The sequence below is a fragment of the Streptomyces celluloflavus genome (genome assembly GCA_000720995.1).
GTDB lineage: Bacteria > Actinomycetota > Actinomycetes > Streptomycetales > Streptomycetaceae > Streptomyces > Streptomyces celluloflavus.
The window spans coordinates 60,322-77,659 of the sequence record JOEL01000029.1; the positions used below are offsets into that span (position 1 = coordinate 60,322).

Annotated in this window: 14 protein-coding genes; 6 read left to right on the forward strand and 8 right to left on the reverse strand. The window is 74.4% G+C overall.

Annotated features, from left to right (window positions below; genetic code table 11):
- The gene (locus IH09_RS23820; protein WP_052859507.1) at positions 1-795 is read left to right on the forward strand and encodes a hypothetical protein; all 795 of its coding nucleotides are present in this window, start codon (positions 1-3) and stop codon (positions 793-795) included.
- A 212-nt stretch (positions 796-1,007) separates the two neighbouring features.
- Here IH09_RS23820 and IH09_RS23825 read toward each other — a convergent pair whose 3' ends face one another.
- Positions 1,008-1,616, reverse strand: a complete 609-nt coding sequence (locus IH09_RS23825; protein WP_094794118.1) for a Yip1 family protein — start codon at positions 1,614-1,616, stop codon at positions 1,008-1,010.
- Positions 1,617-1,700: 84 nt separating this feature from the next.
- Here IH09_RS23825 and IH09_RS23830 point away from each other — a divergent pair, with 84 nt between their 5' ends.
- Complete coding sequence (locus IH09_RS23830) at positions 1,701-2,417, forward strand: VIT1/CCC1 transporter family protein (protein ID WP_052859508.1); 717 nt, start codon at positions 1,701-1,703, stop codon at positions 2,415-2,417.
- Between the two features lie 473 nt (positions 2,418-2,890).
- On the opposite strand, the gene IH09_RS23835 is transcribed toward IH09_RS23830, so the two are convergent.
- From IH09_RS23835 to IH09_RS23850, 3 genes are all read right to left on the reverse strand, one after another.
- A complete protein-coding gene (locus tag IH09_RS23835) occupies positions 2,891-4,054 on the reverse strand; it encodes a P1 family peptidase (protein ID WP_110952540.1) in 1,164 nt (387 codons plus the stop codon).
- A gap of 104 nt (positions 4,055-4,158) precedes the next feature.
- Entirely contained in the window at positions 4,159-4,968 is an 810-nt protein-coding gene (locus IH09_RS23840) for a L,D-transpeptidase family protein (protein WP_052859510.1), read from the reverse strand.
- A gap of 1,310 nt (positions 4,969-6,278) precedes the next feature.
- Positions 6,279-7,136 carry a sirohydrochlorin chelatase gene (locus IH09_RS23850; RefSeq protein ID WP_052859512.1) on the reverse strand — a complete coding sequence of 286 codons (858 nt, stop codon included), beginning with the start codon at positions 7,134-7,136 and terminating at the stop codon, positions 6,279-6,281.
- A gap of 312 nt (positions 7,137-7,448) precedes the next feature.
- Here IH09_RS23850 and nirB point away from each other — a divergent pair, with 312 nt between their 5' ends.
- Together nirB and nirD are read left to right on the forward strand one after the other, a co-directional pair.
- Positions 7,449-9,965, forward strand: coding sequence for a nitrite reductase large subunit NirB (gene nirB / locus IH09_RS23855; protein ID WP_110952541.1), 2,517 nt, complete (start codon positions 7,449-7,451; stop codon positions 9,963-9,965).
- A gap of 100 nt (positions 9,966-10,065) precedes the next feature.
- Positions 10,066-10,431, forward strand: coding sequence for a nitrite reductase small subunit NirD (gene nirD, locus IH09_RS23860; RefSeq protein WP_052859513.1), 366 nt, complete (start codon positions 10,066-10,068; stop codon positions 10,429-10,431).
- A 169-nt stretch (positions 10,432-10,600) separates the two neighbouring features.
- Here the strand turns inward: nirD and IH09_RS23865 are convergent, their stop codons facing one another.
- Positions 10,601-11,632 (reverse strand): methyltransferase, encoded by a 1,032-nt coding sequence (locus IH09_RS23865; RefSeq protein WP_052859514.1) that lies wholly within the window; start codon positions 11,630-11,632, stop codon positions 10,601-10,603.
- 179 nt (positions 11,633-11,811) lie between these two features.
- Between IH09_RS23865 and IH09_RS23870 the strand changes: the two genes are divergently transcribed.
- Both IH09_RS23870 and IH09_RS23875 read left to right on the forward strand, forming a co-directional pair.
- Positions 11,812-13,089 (forward strand): amidohydrolase, encoded by a 1,278-nt coding sequence (locus tag IH09_RS23870; RefSeq protein ID WP_110952542.1) that lies wholly within the window; start codon positions 11,812-11,814, stop codon positions 13,087-13,089.
- 95 nt (positions 13,090-13,184) lie between these two features.
- On the forward strand, positions 13,185-14,291 hold the full coding sequence (locus IH09_RS23875; protein WP_052859515.1) for a MerR family transcriptional regulator: 1,107 nt from the start codon (positions 13,185-13,187) through the stop codon (positions 14,289-14,291).
- A gap of 190 nt (positions 14,292-14,481) precedes the next feature.
- On the opposite strand, the gene IH09_RS23880 is transcribed toward IH09_RS23875, so the two are convergent.
- The 3 genes from IH09_RS23880 to IH09_RS23890 form a co-directional block, all read right to left on the reverse strand.
- Positions 14,482-15,495: an NADPH:quinone reductase gene (locus IH09_RS23880; RefSeq protein WP_110952543.1), complete on the reverse strand. Its 1,014-nt coding sequence runs from the start codon at positions 15,493-15,495 to the stop codon at positions 14,482-14,484.
- 176 nt (positions 15,496-15,671) lie between these two features.
- On the reverse strand, positions 15,672-16,883 hold the full coding sequence (locus tag IH09_RS23885) for an NAD(P)/FAD-dependent oxidoreductase (RefSeq protein ID WP_052859516.1): 1,212 nt from the start codon (positions 16,881-16,883) through the stop codon (positions 15,672-15,674).
- A gap of 68 nt (positions 16,884-16,951) precedes the next feature.
- Positions 16,952-17,338: sulfite exporter TauE/SafE family protein (locus tag IH09_RS23890; protein ID WP_190233387.1), on the reverse strand; the 387-nt coding region annotated here is incomplete at its 5' end.

The following is a 17,338-nucleotide window of genomic DNA, read 5'->3' on the forward strand; positions in this document are numbered from 1 at the left end:
GTGAACGACGAGGCAGGCGCATCCGAGGAACTCGGCCCGGTGGTCAGCAGGCATCCGGTGGCCAACCAGAAACGCTGGGCGAACGCCGGCTGGGCGCTGGTGATCGGCGTCCTCACCGGCTGGGTGGGCCTGTGGGGCCTGGTCAGCACCGGCGGGGACGGGTTGGCCGGCAGCCGTAAGGCGGTCGGTGTGCTGCTCGGCCTCGGCCTGTCCGGCCTGTTCATCGCGGTGACGCAGACCGTCCGGGCGGTGCGCGGCGGGCCGGCGGAGTACTTCGAGGTGCGTGAGCGCGGAGTGGTGTACGGCTCCCGGCGGGGGACCGCGGGCTGGTCCTGGGACCAGGTCGCCACGATCACCATGGGCGGCACCGACACGGAGAACGGCGTCACCCGGCGGCTGGGTACGGGGTACCGCTGCCTGCTCCGGTTCGCCGACGGCCGGCGGGCGCGGGTGGACGGGCTCGCCGAGCAGCACGTGGCGCTGGGTATCGCGGTGCTGAGCAACTGCCCCGACGCGCCCCGGCTCACCGGCGGCGAGTGGCAGCGCCGGTGGGGCGGTTGGCTGCTGGCGGCCGCCGCGGCATGCCTGGCCGCGATCGCCGCCATGATCCTTTACCTCGTGGGCCACCCGGACCGCGAGCAAGTGACCGTCGACTCCCGGGGGCTGACCACGGAGCACTTCGTGCCGGGCGTCAGCGAAACCGGGGTGGCCGTGCTGATGCTCGGCATGCTGGCGTGCCTGGTCGCCGCCATCACCTTCGTCGTGCTGTTCGTGCGGGGCCGGCGGGGTTACTGAGCGCGCCGCCGCGGGTTCGCGCGGCCACGGCGGCATCCGCCCGCGGCGAAACCGTCCGACGCACCGTCACCGCGGACAGGCGTGCCGGTCCGCCTGCCCCGGTTCCCCTCGCCCCACCCCGCCCCGGACGGCGCGCCGTCCGCCCCCTGCCGACGCGCACCGCGGCCCTTCCGACGCCACCGTCGCGCGTACCGGACGGCACCCTCGCGGTCCTAACGGACGGTCCCCAGCTTCAGCAGTGCCAGCGCCGCCAGCAGCTGCACCGATACCGCGGTCGCGGCCTTGCGGGTCGGGAGATGGTGGTGGCCGCGGACCAGCAGCACCGCGAGGACGTAGCCGAAGCCCCAGGTCGCCCAGGTCGCTGCCTGCACGAAGGTGGAACCGGGCGGCAGCCAGGAGGCCATCGCCAGCCGGGGCAGATCGGTCACCCAGAACACCACGATGAACAGGCTCGCGGTCGGCGCGAAGCGGCCGCTGCCGCCGAGGGTGCGGGCGATGGCATGGGTCACCGCGCCCAGGACGAGGCTGGCGATCAGCACCCCGGCCTCGGCCAGCCCGGCCAGTTGCAGCGCATGCGTGCGGTTCACCGCCCACTGCTGCCGGAACGCGTCCATCGACAGCACCCCGAGCGCGCCGCTGACCAGACAGAGCAGCAGCGCCGCGCCCCACACGCTGCGGTCCCGCGCCTCGTCCAGGATCTCCACCGGCCGGTACCACAGCCCGATGAGGAGCCGGTGCCACCACAGACGGCGGCGCCGCGCGGGCTCGGGGGGCGCCGGCTGGACCAGCGTGGGCGGCGGAGGCGGCGGAGGTGCGGACATACGGCCGTTTCTACCACCGGCGAATTCGGCATGGCGTGGGGGCGTCGGCCGGAGCGCGGCCGGTACGGATGAGACGCTCGGCCGGTGAGCGTTCCGAGCCCCGGCCATGACGAGGCCCACAGCGGCGTACTGGGCGGCCGCCTCAACTGGCTGCGCGCCGCGGTCCTCGGCGCCAACGACGGTGTGGTCTCCACGGCCGGACTCGTCGTCGGCGTCGCCGGGGCCACCGGTGACAGCGGTGTCCTGCTGACCGCCGGGCTGGCCGGGCTGCTGGCCGGGTCGATGTCGATGGCCGCGGGCGAGTACGTCTCGGTCTCCACCCAGCGCGACTCCGAGAAGGCCGCGCTGGCCCTGGAGAAGCGCGAGCTGGCGAGCGAACCGCAGGCCGAACTCGTCGAGCTGACGGAACTGCTGGAGGGCAAGGGGCTGAGCACCGAACTGGCCCGCGATGTCGCCGCGCAGCTCACCGCGCACGACGCGCTGCGCGCCCACGCCGAGGTCGAGCTGGGCATCAACCCCGACGAGCTCACCAATCCCTGGCACGCGGCCGGTGCCAGTTTCCTCGCCTTCACGGTCGGCGCGCTGCTGCCGCTGCTGGCGATCGTGCTGCCGCCGTCCGCCGTGCGGCTGCCGGTCACCGTGGTCGCGGTGCTCGCGGCGCTCGCCCTGTGCGGCTGGTCCGGCGCCCGGCTGGGCGCCGCCCCGCCCGGCCGCGCGGTGCTGCGCAACGTCGTGGGCGGCGCGCTGGCGATGGCGGTGACGTACGTGGCGGGGACGCTGCTGGGCGCGGCGGGGACCTGACGCGGGGCCTCGCGCCTGTACGCGGCCGGGATCTGACGCGGGCTTCGCGCCCGTGCGCGGCGGATGCGGGGGGTCAGGACCGCCGGGCCCCGGACCGCCGGGCCCCGAACCCGTGCCCGTCCGGCCCGGAACCCGCGTCCGTTCGGCCCCGAACCCGCGCCTGTCCGGCCCTGAACCCATGCCCGTCCGGCCCCGAACCTGCGCCCGTCCGTGCCCGCCCCGGCCCTGAACGCGTGCCCGTCCCGGTCCGGAACCCGCGCTCGTCCGGCCCTGAACCCGCGCCCGCCCGGCCCCGAACCCGCGCCCGTCCGCGCCCGCCCGGCCCCGAACCCGCGCCCGTCCGCGCCCGCCCGGCCCCGAACCCGCGCCCGTCCGCGCCCGTCCGCGCCGGTACGAGCCGGTCTCCGTACGCCGGCCGCCGGCGCCCGACGGGTGTACGCCGCCGCCGTCCCGCCCCTCAGCCGCCGTACCCCTCAGCCGCCGTACAAGTCGCGGTAGGAGGGGAAGACGCCGCCCGGACCGTCCACCGTCTCGGCGGCGAGGGCGGCCTTGACCACGGCGCGGGTCAGGACGTCCGCACCGGCGGTCAGGATCTCGTTCAGCGCGCCGGCCTGCGCGTGCACCCCGAACGCCGGGTCGGCGAGCGCCTCGGCGGGGGCGAGCGGGCGGGCGGCGGTGGACAGGGCGAAGACCGTGTCGCCGTCGGAGAGCAGATGGACCGGGCGGATGGCGCGGGCCAGACCGTCGTGTGCGGTGCCCGCGAGCTTGTGGGCCTGGGCGCGGGTGAGGACGGCGTCGGTGGCGACGACGGCGAGCGTGGTGTTGAGCGGCGGTCGCACCGAGGCGGCCGAGCGGGCCCGGGACGTCTCCTGGGCGGCGGCCAGCCGGCGCCGGGCGGCGGCGTGCACGGCGGCGGCCGGGAAGACCTCCGGGCCCTCGTGCAGCCGGCCGTACAGCGCGCCGGTTCGCGGATCGACGAACGAGCCCGCCGCGTTCACCGCCGCCAGCACCGCCACCGTGATGCCCGACGGCAGCACCGCGCTCGCGGTGCCGATACCGCCCTTGAACCCGCCTGCCACCGCACCCGTACCGGCACCCGTGGTGCCCTGCGCGGGCGGTGTGCCGGCCGCCGAACGCGCCGCCGCCTCGGCCGCCGCCCGGCCCAGCGCCGCGTCCGGGCGGGCCCGCCAGTCGCCGCCGCGCCCCAGGTCGAAGAGGGCCGCGGCCGGTACGACCGGTACCACCTGCGCGGGGTCGGGGCCGACGCGGAAGCCGCGGCCCTGCTCCTCCAGCCAGTGCACTACCCCGGACGCGGCCTCCAGCCCGAAGGCGCTGCCGCCGGTCAGCACGATCGCCTCGATCCGCTGGACGAGATTGCGCGGGTCCAGCGCGTCGGTCTCCCGGGTGCCGGGGCCGCCGCCGCGGACGTCGACGGCCGCGATCGCACCGCCCTCGGGGGCGAGGACGACGGTGGTGCCGGTGAGGTGGCCGCCGCCGATGCGCTGGGCGTGTCCGACGCGGAGGCCGGCGATATCGGTCAACGCGTCCTGCGGGCCCGGCGGGTGGGGTGCCCCGGGCGCCTCGTCCGGCCCGTCCGGCCGGTCCTGTGCTTCCTGTCCCCGACCCGTGTCAGCCATGCGTCATGGGTACCACGGGCGGGCCGGGCGGTGGCATACGGCGGTACGGCCGGGCGGCGGCGCGGTGTGACCGGTGCGCGGCCGGTAGCGCGTGCGGCGGGCCGTCAGTGTCCGGGCGGGCCCATCACGATGACGGGGTGCTGGGCCGGGTCCAGCGTCCGCAGCAGTTCCTTCATCACCGCGGGCTTGAGGCTGACGCAGCCCTGGGTGGGGCCGTCGTGGTCGACGTGCAGCCAGACGCCGCCGCCCTTGGACGCGCCCAGCGGGCGCCGGGCGTCCAGCGGCGAAGAGCCCGCCACCCGGTTGTAGTTGATGGCGATGACGTAGTCGAAGGCGCCGGCCAGCGGCTCGCCCTCGACGCCGGTGCCATGGGCGACGAAGCTGTTGTTGTGGTCGTAGGGGAGTCGGGTGCCCCGGGGCGCGGCCAGCCGGCCGCCCGCGTCGGTGAGCGCGTAGACCCCCTCCGGGGAGCGCAGGTCGCCGTAGCGGTGGTCCTTGGTCCAGCCGTGGGCGGCGTTGTGCGCGGCCCAGGTGGGGCCCGGCCGCCAGTTCTGGGAGCCCTTGGCACGGGTGTAGAGGATGACGGCCGAGCTGGTGGAGTTCACGCCCTGGCCCGTGACGACCAGCACTTGGCGGGTGCCGGCCGGGATCTGCTTCCTGGCGGCGTCGCTCAGGCCCGGGATCGGCCGGAAGGCCATGGCGGCCTCGGGGTCGGCGGCCTCGGCGGCGTCCGGGCGGGAAGTCGTCGTGGGGGTGCCGTGCTTGGCGTCCGGGTGGCTGTTGTGGTCGTCGCCCGAGGCGGGCCAGGCCCACAGGGCGGTACCCACCAAGGTGGTGAGGGCGAGACCGCTCACGGCTTTGCCGCGCCGGGTCAGACTCTTGCGCGCGGGGGACTGGGCGTGGCGGGGGGCCATGGCTTGCGTCTCCTCAGATGCGGACGGGTGAGCGGCCCCCTGCGGACCCGCGCGAGCTCTCTGCGGGCATAAAAAGGGCAATCTGCACCCTACCGCGTCTCTGCGGGGCCGCCGCCACGACGCCCGGCGACCGGCGGGGAACGCGCGGGCGGCGGCCCCGGAAGTGGGGCTCATTGGCGGCGAATTGATGGGGTTTACGGGCGGGGTGGTGTTGGTACGGGCGGTCCGCCGGGGCGGTGGGAAGTTGGCCGGTTTTCTCACAACTCGTGGGATGGGGAATGGAGTTGCCGGAGGTGCGTGACGTCGCTGGGTGAGGTGTGGTGCACGGAGGGTGTGGGGCGGGCGGATGGGGGCGGGGGACCGGTGCGCGGGCTGCGGACGGCCGTTCGGCACGCTTATGGGCGACGTGGCGTGCTTGCGCCGAGGCTACTCCTGCGGGGTCCCGCTCTGGCGGGCCGAGAGCATGGTGCCGACGGCGACGGCGACGGCGACGGTCGGCGAGGCGGGCGGCCCGGTCGGCGGGACCGCGGTGTGCCCCCCCGAACGCCTGGCGGCTGGTGCGCAGACGCAGATGGAGGGGAATCAAGAGAGGGGCGGGCTCCGTCCGGTGTGAACCAGGACAGCTACGCCGAACGGATAGCGGATTCAATCAGGTGGAGAGGACTAGGCTCATGAGTGAAGACCCGGTAGGGATGCAGGTCTGTTCTTCCTGCAGCGGACAAGGGGTGATCGTGCAGTACAAGAGCGACGGGAACGGCAACGAGGTCCCCACACCCGAGACGTGCGGCGCGTGCTCGGGTAACGGCATGGTGCAGGGGCAATCCCGGTGACCGAGCGCGAGTACACCCCCGAATCCGAGCCGACGGGCGCGACGTGCCGGTGGTGCCACGGAACCGGGGCCGTACAGAACACGTACGCGTACGTCCCCGGCGTCAACCCCTTCGGAAACGACGCGCAGACAGTTGCGCGTATGGGCGCCTGCAAGCACTGCCGGGGGACCGGGACGTACCACTCGGCCCTGGATCCCACCTTGGAAAACTGGCGGCGCGACGCTTCCTGAGCCGCTCCGTACCGGCCCCGCCCGGAACCCCGTCCAGGTGGGGCTTTCGCGTCGGCTCGCAGTGGATGAGACATGCCGTGTCCGAGGCGTCCCTCGGCCAGGGCGTGCACCAACTGCCGGCCGGCCTGCGCGATGGCCACGACGAAGCGCAGGCCGAAGAAGAGCTCCAGGGGGCCGTGAGGTGTGGCTCGGCACGGCGGCGCGCCCGCGTCGGGACCGGTATGTCGGCGTGCCCGCCGGGTCGGGTGGGTCAGGCGGCGAGGTCGGGGGTGAGGGCGAGTCGGCCGGCGGTGTAGCGGCGCAGGACCAGGTGGGCCAGGCGCGGATGGTCGGCGAGCGGTGCGGAGACCGCCCAGGCGCCGTCCGTACCGGCGAGGGCCCGGGTGAAGCGGCCGGGGGCGAGGAGGTGGGTGGCGAGGGCGATACGGCGGTGACCGGAGACGCGCAGCCGCTCGATCATCTCGGGGACGGCCGGGGCGTCCGGTCCGGTCGACGAGCAGTAGGCGGCCCGGACCGGGACCGGGCCGCGCTCGCCGCCCAGCAACTGCCGCAGCTGCCGCGCGGCCCGCACCGCGCCGTCGGTGCCGCCGGGGCGGCCGGAGCCGGCCGAGGCCAGCACGATCGCGTCGGCCTTCCCGCCGGCCCGCCGCTCCGCCGCGCGCAGCCGCTCGTACAGCGAGAAGGCCACCGCCACCTCGCCGCTCAGCCCGGCGGTCAGTGCGCACTCCAGCCCGTCGGCGCGGGCGGCCGCGACGGTGGCAGGGAGGTCGATATGGCGGTGGTAGCCGTCGCCCAGCAGCAGCGGTACGACGACCGCGCCGCGGCCGGCCCGCTCCGGGCCGGCGTAAGGGGCCGCGTACGGGTCCGGGGACGGGTTCGCGTACGGGGCCTCGAACGGACCCAGGTCCAGGCCCTGCTCCAGGCCCCGGCCCCGGCCGTCCCCGGACAGGCGTGCCAGGACGTCTGCCAGGCTCGGCCGCTGCACATCGAGATGGCCGATCAGGGGCTGGATTCCGCCAAGGCCGGTGATCAGTGCGGCGAGCCGGGCGATGGTGTCCGCGGCCTCGGGATCGGCGCTGCCGTGCACGGCCAGGACGAGTTGCGGCATGGCGGCCTCCCGAAGGGCGTCGCGGTCGGCCCGGGGCGGGGCCGGTGGAGTGCCGGGCCGTCGCCGCTGGTCGGGGAGGCGCGGCCCGTAGGTGCCACGCTACTGCCCGCGGTGGCCGAAAACAGGCGGCCAAAGCCCTGTGGTGGCAGGCCATAGGGCCATCGGCGGCGGGACTCAAGTCCCTTGGAAGCAGGTCTTTTTCGGGCCGGTCCGGGCGGTGCGCGCCACTACGGTCGAGGTGTCGAAGAGCCGCGGCGGTCCGGCTGCGATGTCGCCGCCGCCGGTGCCACGCCGTATGCGAGGAGAGTTCCCATGACTGCGAACCGGTCCCGGTCCCAGACCCTGGTGCTCGTCGGACACGGCATGGTGGGACAGCGCCTGCTGGAGGCGCTGGCCGAACGCGGCGCGCTCGCCGACATCGGGAACCCGGGCCTCCCCGGCTGGCATGTGGTGGTGCTGGCCGAGGAGGACCGGCCCGCGTACGACCGGGTGCACCTGACCACCACCTTCACGGGCACCCCGCACGACGAACTCACCCTCGCCGACAGTGACTTCTTCGCCCGGCACGGTATCGAACTGGCCCTCGGCGATCCGGCCACGGCCATCGACACCACCGCCCGCACCGTCACCTCCGCGTCGGGCCTGACCCTCTCCTACGACGCGCTGGTACTGGCCACCGGCTCCTACCCGTTCGTACCGCCCATCGAGGGCGCCGACGCCCCCGGCTGCTTCACCTACCGCACCCTCGACGACGTCGACGCGCTCACCGACTACGCCCGCCACGCGGCGACCGGCGTCGTCGTCGGCGGCGGACTGCTCGGCCTGGAAGCGGCCGGTGCGCTGCGCACCCTCGGACTGACCACCCATGTCGTCGAGTTCGCGCCGCGGCTGATGCCGATGCAGGTGGACGACGGCGGGTCCGCCGCGCTGCGCACCACCATCGAGGCGATGGGCGTGGCCGTGCACACCGGTGTCGGCGCGCACGAGGTCGATGTGGACGCCGACGGTATGACGCGCGGCCTCGTCCTCTCCGACGGCACCCGGATCAGCGCCGACCTGGTCGTCTTCTCCGCCGGCGTCCGACCGCGCGACAAGCTCGCCCGGATGAGCGGACTGGCCGTCGGCGACCGCGGCGGCGTCCTGGTCGACGAGCACTGCCGCACCGCCGACCCGTATGTGTACGCCATCGGCGAGTGCGCGCAGACCGCGGACGGCCGGGTCTACGGACTGGTTGCGCCGGGCTACCAGATGGCCGAGGTGGTCGCCGACCGCCTCGCGGGCGAGGGCCGTTCGGTCTTCACCGGCGCCGACACCTCCACCAAACTCAAGCTGCTCGGCGCCGATGTCGCCTCCTTCGGCGACCCGTTCGCCGCCGAGGGCAAGGGCGGCGCGGTGTCCGTCGTCTTCTCCGACAACCGCGACGGCGTCTACAAGAAGCTGCTGCTGGGCCCCGAGGGGCAGTTGCTCGGCGGCATCCTCGTCGGCGACGCGGACGCCTACGGCTCACTGCGGCCGCACGCCGGCGCCGACCGGCCGCTGCCCGCACCCGCCGAGGCGTTCCTGCTCCCGGCCGACGGCGCCGGGGCGCTGCCGGGCGCCGATACGCTCCCCGACGACGCGGTCGTCTGCAGCTGCCACAACGTCACCAAGGGCGCCGTCCGCGCGGCCGTCGCCGAGCACGGGCTGACCGACCTCGGCGGCGTCAAGCGCTGCACCAAGGCGGGCACCGGCTGCGGGGGCTGCGCCGGCACCCTCCAGCACATCCTGGACGCCGAACTCGACGCGCTGGGCGTGGTGAAGGCCCGCGGCCTCTGCCCGCACTTCGACCTCACCCGCGCCGAGCTGTACGAGACCGTCCGCACCGAGCGCATCCGCTCGTTCACCGAACTGCTGGAGAAGCACGGGACGGGCGGTGCGGGCTGCGCGGTCTGCAAACCGGTGGTCGGCAACGTCCTCGGTTCGCTCGCCCCCGAACTGGGCCTGTCCCACATCCTCGACGGCGAACAGGCCGCCCTCCAGGACAGCAACGACCTCTATCTGGGCAACCTCCAGAAGGACGGCACCTACTCCGTCGTACCGCGCATCCCCGGCGGCGAGATCAGCCCCGAGAAGCTCATCGTCATCGGCGAGATCGCCCGCGACCACGGCCTCTACACGAAGATCACCGGCGGTCAGCGGATCGACCTCTTCGGCGCCCGCAAGGAACAGCTGCCCGCCATCTGGCGGCGGCTGGTCGACGCCGGCTTCGAGTCCGGGCACGCCTACGGAAAGTCGCTGCGGACCGTCAAGTCCTGTGTCGGCAGCAAGTTCTGCCGCTTCGGGCAGGGCGACGCCGTCCAGCTCGCCATCGACCTGGAACTGCGCTACCGCGGGCTGCGCGCCCCGCACAAGTTCAAGGGCGGCGTCTCCGGCTGCCTGCGCGAATGCGCCGAGGCGCGCGGCAAGGACATCGGCGTCATCGCCACCGCGAACGGCTGGAACCTCTACGTCGGCGGCAACGGCGGGACGAACCCGCGCCACGCCGAGCTGCTCGCCGCCGATCTGTCCGCCGCCGAGCTCTTCCGGATCACCGACCGGTACCTCATGTACTACCTGCGCACCGGCGACCGGCTGGAGCGCACCTCGGCCTGGCTGGAGCGGCTGGAGGGCGGCATCGAGCGGCTGCGCGAGATCGTGGTCGAGGACGCGCTCGGCATCTGCGCCGAACTGGAGGAGCAGATGGAGCGGCATATCGCGGCGTACCGCGACGAGTGGGCGGCGGTGCTGGACGACCCCGAGAAGCTGCGGCGGTTCGCGGAGTTCGTGAACGAGCCGGCGCATGCCGGGTAGGCGGGGCGGCGTACGATCCGCGGCCCCGGTTCCCCGGCCGTACGAGCACGCGCCGCATCTGCGGCCCCATCCGTCTCGTCAGACAAAGGAGTTACGAGCCATGGACGCCACCGCACCTGTCCAGCTGAAGACCGACACCGGTGAGTGGATCACCATCTGTGCCTACGGGGACCTGGAGCCGGCGCGGGGCGTCGCGGCCAAGCTGCCGGACGGCTCGCAGGCGGCGCTCTTCCGGGACCGGGACGGTGCGGTGTACGCGGTCGGCAACCTCGATCCGTTCTCCCGGGCGCAGGTCATCGCCAACGGCATCACGGGCAGCGTGGACGGTGCGCCGACGGTCGCCTCGCCGATGTACAAGCACCTCTTCGATCTGCGGACGGGGCGGTGCCTGGACGAGCCGGACAACCCGGAGCGGGCGCTGCCGGTGCACGCGGTACGGGTGTCGCCGGTGGCGGCGGTGAGCTGATCCTCCGCGCGCGGGGACGGTTGCGCCGTACCCGCCGCGCAGCCGTCCGCGGTCCGGAGCGGTCCGGAGCGGACCCGAGCGGGCCGGAGGGGTACCCGCCCCCTCCCCTCCGGCCTCCGTCCGACACCGTCCCCGGCGGGTGCGCGGGTTCCCCCGGGGCGGCCGGGCACTACTCCGGCACCGCCTCCACGATCGACGGGAAGGCGCTGGTCGGCAGGGTGCGGGTCAGGCGGAAGCCGCCCGCGGAGAGCAGGGTGGCGAACTCGTCGGCGGTGCGCTCCTGCCCGTCCACGATGGCCATCATGGCGACGTCCATCGTCTTCCCGAAGTGCGGGGCATTGCCCTGCGGCAGTACGCAGTCGACGACCAGCAGCCGGCTGCCCGTCCCCATCGCCGCGCGGCAGGCGCGCAGGATGCGCCGGCAGGCGTCGTCCGGCCAGTCGTGCAGGACGTGCTTGAGGACGTAGAGGTCACCGCCCTCCGGTACCGCGGCGAAGAAGTCGCCCTCCTCGGTGCGCCAGCGGCCCTTCAGCTCGTCGCCGTCCAGCAGATGCTGGGCCAGCGGCGGGGCCTGGTCGAAGAGGACACCGTCCAGCCGCGGCCGGCGGCGCAGTACGGCACGGAGCAGACCGCCGCGGCCGCCGCCGACGTCGACGACGGTGCCGGTCTCGGGGAACGGGTACGCGGCGGCCACCGCGTCGTCCACAGGGCCGGACAGTGAGGACATCCCGCGGTCGAAGAGATCGCGCTTGGCCGGATCCGACAGCAGATGGTCGAAGAACGGCGCTCCGAAGAACCGCTCGAACGCCGCTCCGCCGTGCTGCACCGCCTCCTGCATACCGGCCGAGGTCCGCAGGAACATCTCGTCGGTGATCATCAATATCGCGGTGTGCAGTGAGTCGGGTGCGTCGGTGCACAGCTGTCTCGCGGCCGGTGTCAGCTGGTACGCGCCGGCGGCGTCCTCCCGGAAGATGCCGCGGGTGGCGAGATAGCGCAGTACGCGCCGCAGGTGCGGGGGGTGCGTACCGGTGGCGTCGGCCAGTTGTTCGGCGGTGCGCGGTCCCTCGGCGAGCCGGTCGGCGATGCGGTGGTGGGCCGCGGTGCGCAGCGCGGCGGAGAAGAAGTGACCCATGGCCTGGTCCAGCAGATGGGTCGCGATGTCGACGGGCACACCGCTCGGCTGGGTGGATGAAGTGGCCAACGTCCGCCTCCGGTCATCGTCTTGGGCAGGTTGATCCACGGTGGCAGCCGTGGCCCCGGGTGTCACGGAAAGCCCGCCGCCCACCCGCGAAGTCCGGCCAGCGCCGCCCGGGGCGCCCCGGTGGCGGCGGTGGCGCGGCGGTGCCGGAGGGGCGGGTTCTCCCGTGGTCGAATGCTTGTATGAGCGACAGTGACATTTCCCTTCCCGCGTCTCCGTACGCCGCCGTCCTGGCCCCGCTCGACGCCCGCCTGGCGGACCTCGTGGCGCTGTACGAAGACCTGCACCGGCATCCCGAGCTCGGCTTCCAGGAGACCCGTACGGCCGCCGAGGCCGCCCGCCGGCTGACCGCCCTCGGCTACGACGTCACCACCGGTATCGGCGGTACCGGTGTCACCGGTGTGCTGCGCAACGGGCCGGGGCCGGTGGTCCTGCTGCGCGCCGATATGGACGCGCTGCCCGTCACCGAACGCTCCGGCCTGGCGTACGCCTCCACCGTGCCCGGCCGGATGCACGCCTGCGGGCACGATGTGCACGTCACCTGCCTGCTGGGCGCGGCGGACCTGCTGGCCACCGGCCGGGACCGCTGGTCCGGCACCCTGGTCGTGCTCTTCCAGCCCGCCGAGGAGACCGGCCACGGCGCCCGCGCCATGCTGGACGACGGCCTCTACCGCAAGGGCCTGGTGCCCACCCCCGATGTCGTACTCGGCCAGCACGTCGCCCCGTTCGGCGCCGGGCTCATCGCGTACTGCCCCGGCCCCTGCATGGCCGCCTCCGACAGCCTGGAGATCACCTTCCACGGCACCGGCGGACACGGCTCGCGCCCCGAGACCACCGTCGACCCGATCCTGATGGCGGCGGCGTTCGTGCAGCGGGTGCAGTCGGTGGTGTCCCGCGAGGTCGCGCCCAAGGACCAGGCGGTCGTCACCGTCGGCGCCTTCCACGCGGGGGAGACCTCCAACGTCATCCCGGACCGGGCCGTCGTACGCCTCAGCGTCCGCAGCTTCGACGAGACGGTTCGGACCGCGGTGCTGGCCGCCATCGACCGCATCGCCCGCGCCGAGGCCGCCGCGTCGGGGGCGCCGCGCGAACCGGAGATCGAGGCGCAGGAGTCCTTCCCGGTCACCGTCAACGAGCCCGGGACGCTGCGGGAGGTCAACGAGGCGTTCGCCCAACTCCTCGGCCCGCAGCAGCTGTTCGCCTACGAACCGGTCGCGGGCAGTGAGGACGTGGGACTGCTGGCCACCGCCGCCGACGCACCGCTGTACTACTGGTGGCTGGGCGGCTGGGACCCCGAGGAGTTCCACACCGCGTTCGCGGCCGGGCGGCTGGCGGACCTCCCCTCCAACCACTCGCCCCGCTTCGTCCCCGTCGTCCGGCCGACGCTGACCACGGGGGTCAAGGCACTGACGGTCGCGGCACTGGACCGGCTGGCGGCGGGCGGCCGGGCGGACGGTTGACCTTGCCCCTGGGGGAAGCCACAGCATCGGCGGTGCCGGGCGACCCGCCCGGTACGAGGAAGGCCGGGCAGGCGGCCGGGAAGGCCGGGCGACAGGTGGACGGAGAGCGGCGCACGGACGCCGGACTGCTGACGATCGGGGCGTTCGCACGGGCGTCCCGACTCTCGCCGAAGGCGCTGCGGCTCTACGACGAGCTCGGGCTGCTGACGCCCGCCCGCGTCGACCCGGTCAGCGGCTACCGGCACTACGCCCCGGCCCAGTTGGCGCGGGCCCGGCTGGTCGCCTGGCTGCGCCGGCTCGGCATGCCGCTGGCCCGCATCCGCGAGGTGTGCGAACTGCCGCCCGCGGCCGCGGCCGGGGCGGTCGCCGCCTACTGGGAGCGGGTCGAGGCCGACACCGCGGCCCGCCGCGACCTGGCCGCCTTCCTCGTCGATCAGCTGTCGAGGACGAGGGAGCACCCAGAGATGACCGAACCGCACACCGCGCTGACGATGCGCTGCGCCGCCCTGACCGACCGGGGACTGGTCCGCACCGCCCACCAGGACGCGGCCTACGCGGGACCGCGGCTGCTCGCGGTCGCCGACGGCTACGGCGCGGGCGGCGGCCCGGCCGCCACCGCGGCGATCGAGCAGCTCAAGACGGTAGAGGAGACGGACCTGACCGCCACGGACCCGCTCACCGCCCTGGAGGAGGCGGCCCACCGCGCCAACCGCGCCGCCGCCCCGTCCGGGGACGCGGCCACCGGCAGCACCCTCACCGCGCTGCTCCGCGCCGGTTCGCAGCTCGCGCTGGTGCACGTCGGCGACTCGCGCGCCTACGTCCTGCGGGACTCCGGGCTCTTCCGGATCACCCACGACCACAGCCTGGTCCAGTCGCTGGTCGACGAGGGCCGGCTCACCCCCGAGGAGGCCCCGGGCCACCCGCAGCGCGCCCTGCTGCTGCGGACACTGGACGGCGGCCCGGCCTTCGCCCCCGATCTGCAACTGCTCCAGGCACGGCCGGGGGAGCGCTATCTGCTGTGCACCGACGGCCTCTCCGCGGTGGCACCGCCCGAGGCCGTCCAGGACGTGCTGACCACGGCCGCCGATCCCGCCCAGGCAGTACGGGACCTGGTCGCGCTCGCCCACGCGGCGGGGGCGCCGGACAACATCGCCTGTGTGGTGGCGGACATGGCGGCCGTGGGGGAGACGGCCCAGGGCTGAGAGGGGAGCGGCGGCCCCGTGCTCACGGGGCCGCCGGGCCGAGGGCGACGAGCCCCCCACACACACAGCGAACGGGAGAGGTTCGGCCCCGGACGGTTCGCCGTAGGGCTCCGGGTCCGCGACCGCCGTCACACCGCTGCCGGCCGGCGCGACGGGGCACGGTCGCTCCTCGCCATGGGATCGCACCTCGTCACGGGATATCGAGCAGGACCTTCCCGATCACGCCCTGTTCGAGCGCGGCGTGGGCGTCGGCGGCGCGCTCCAGCGCGAAGCGGTGCAACGGCAGTCCGGCCTCCTCGCCCACGCGCAGCGCGCCCGCGTCCACGGCCGCCGTGACGTCGGTGAGCGCCTGCTGCTTCGCCGCGGACGGCACGGTGTAGACGAAGACGCTCTGCCAGCGCAGGTTCGCCGGCAGGGAGGTGAGTACCGGGACGGACAACTGCTCGCCCTCGCCGCCCGAGTAGTAGGCCACCACGGCTCCCTGGGCGGCTACCGCGATGTCGAGAGCGGTGTTGGCGCCCGGTGCGACCTCCACCACGATGTCGACGCCCTCGGGGGCGAAGGCCAGGATCTCCGTGGCGGCGTCCTGCGTACGGTAGTCGACCACCTGGTGGGCACCGGCCGCGCGCGCCAGCGCGGCCTTGGCGGGGCTGCTGACCGTGGTGATGACACGCGCTCCGGCCCAGCGGGCGAGCTGGACGGCCGCGTTGCCGACCGCGCCGGCGCCGCCCGCCACCAGCACGGTCATGCCCCGCAGGGTGCCGGGCCCGATACGACCCGGTCCGCCGTCATGAACGGTCAGCGCGCGGTGGGCGGTCAGGGCCGGGACGCCCAGGGCGGCGCCGAGTTCGAACGGAGCGTGGTCCGGCAGGGCGACGGCGTGCCCGTCGGGGACGAGCGTGTACTGCTGTGCCGTTCCCCAGGGCCGCTGCCACGCGGCCTCCCAGATCCACACCCGCTGTCCGACCCGTGCCGGGTCGACCTGCGGACCGACGGCGTCGATCACCCCGGCGCCGTCCTGGTGGGGCACCTGCTCGGGCATGCCCGGCGGCAGCGCGCGTCTGCGGCTGCGCCAGTCCGTCGGGTTGACTCCCGAGACGTGCACCCGGACCCGTACCTCGCCGGGGCCGGGCTCCGGCACCGGACGCTCGACGTATTGGAGGACCTCGGGTCCGCCGGCAGCCGTCCGGATGACGGACTTCATCTCTCACCCATCCTTCGCTCGCCCCTGGGAAAGCCGGCACTCGGAGAGAACGCCGCCGCGCAGGGGATACCCCCCTGAACTCCCGCACGGAGCGGGGTATTCCGGGAGCCCCGGCGAGCTCTGCCGGGGTCTCGCACCGCCGGGCCGTCGCGGCGACGACCATTTCGTCCGGAGTGCTAAGCCAGCCCCTTGAGCATCCCCTTGAAGTAGAGCTGCGGCAGCCCGTAGCGCTTGAGGTACCACATGTCGGTGCGCTCGCGGGTGGTGTCGATGAAGGGGAACGAGGGCGTCGGCTTCAGGTCGTAGTCGAACTCGGCGAGCAGCATCTTGTGCCGGGCGGTGACCAGGGGGCAGGAGGTGTAGCCGTCGTAGCGGGCGGCGGCGGGGCGGCCGCGGAGCCCGGCCAGCAGGTTGGCGACGACGACCGGTGCCTGCTTGCGGATGGCGGCGCCCGTCTTGGACGTGGGCAGGTTCGCGACATCGCCCAGGACGAACACGTCCGGGAAGTCGGGGTGTTGCAGGGTCTCCCGGTCGGCCTTGACGTACCCGTAGGGGGAGCCGGGGTCGGCGAGCGGGCCCTCGGCCAGCCACTCGGGGGCGGCCTGCGGCGGTACGGCGTGCAGCAGGTCGTAGCGGACGGTCTCCTTCGTACCGGCCGCGTGATCGGTGATCTCGGCCTCGCGCGCCGTGCCGTCGAGACCGGTCAGCTCCGAGCGCAGCCGTACCTCGATGCCGTAGCGCCGGGCCGTCTCCGTCAGGGCCCGGTCGAAGACCGGCACCTTGAACAGGGCGGGCTCCGGGATGACCAGGATGATCCGGATCGCGCCCAGTACACCGCGCTTGCGCCAGTAATCGGCCGCCAGGTACGCGATCTTCTGCGGGGCGCCGCCGCACTTCACCGGCCCGGACGGCATGGTGAAGACGGCCGTACCGCGCCGCATCCGCCGGATCAGGTCCCAGGTGAGCGGGGCGAGATCGGGCCGGTAGTTGCTGGTCACGCCGGAGTGGCCGAGGGCCGTGGCCAGGCCCGGTACGCCGTCCCAGTCGAGCCGCAGACCGGGCGCGAGCACCAGCCGCCCGTAGGACAGCACCCGGCCGGACCCGGTGGTGACCGTGCGGGCGGCCGGATCGACGGCGGTGGCGCGCTCGCGCAGCCAGCGCACACCGGGCGGGATGACCTCCGCCTCGGTACGCAGCGAGGCGCGCAGCGGGGCCTGACCGCCGCCGACCAGCGTCCAGAGCGGCTGGTACCAGTGCGTTTCGGACGGTTCCAGCAGTGCGATGCCCCGGACGCCGGCGCGGCGCAGCCGGGCGGCGACGGTGATACCCGCGGTCCCGCCCCCGACGATCAGAACGGGGTGGTGGGACGGTGCGGCGGCGGGCGTCATGCGGATCCTCCTGATGGACAAGAGCGGTGTACGGGGGACGAGTTGGGGCTGTGGTGCGGGTGGGGCCGTTACAGATGAGGGAGGGCGGCGGCCGCCATGGTGACGGCGAGGAGGGTGACGAGGGAGGCGAAGGCGGTGGTCAGGAGCTGCGGGGGCAGCCGGGTGGTGAGCCGGTTGCCGAGGTAGCTGCCCAGCGCCGCGCAGGCGGCGAAGCCGGCCAGCAGCGGCCAGTCCAGCGCGCCGGTACCGGCCCGGGTGGCCAGCGCGGTACCGGAGTTGATGAGGATGACCAGGAGCGAGGTGCCGATGGCGACCGGCATCTCCAGGCCCAGTACGAGCGTGAGCGCCGGGACGACGACGAAGCCGCCGCCGACGCCGAAGAATCCGGTGAGCAGCCCGACGGCGGTCGCGGTGGCGGCGATACGGACGGGGCGGGGGCGGGGCGGGAGCGCGGG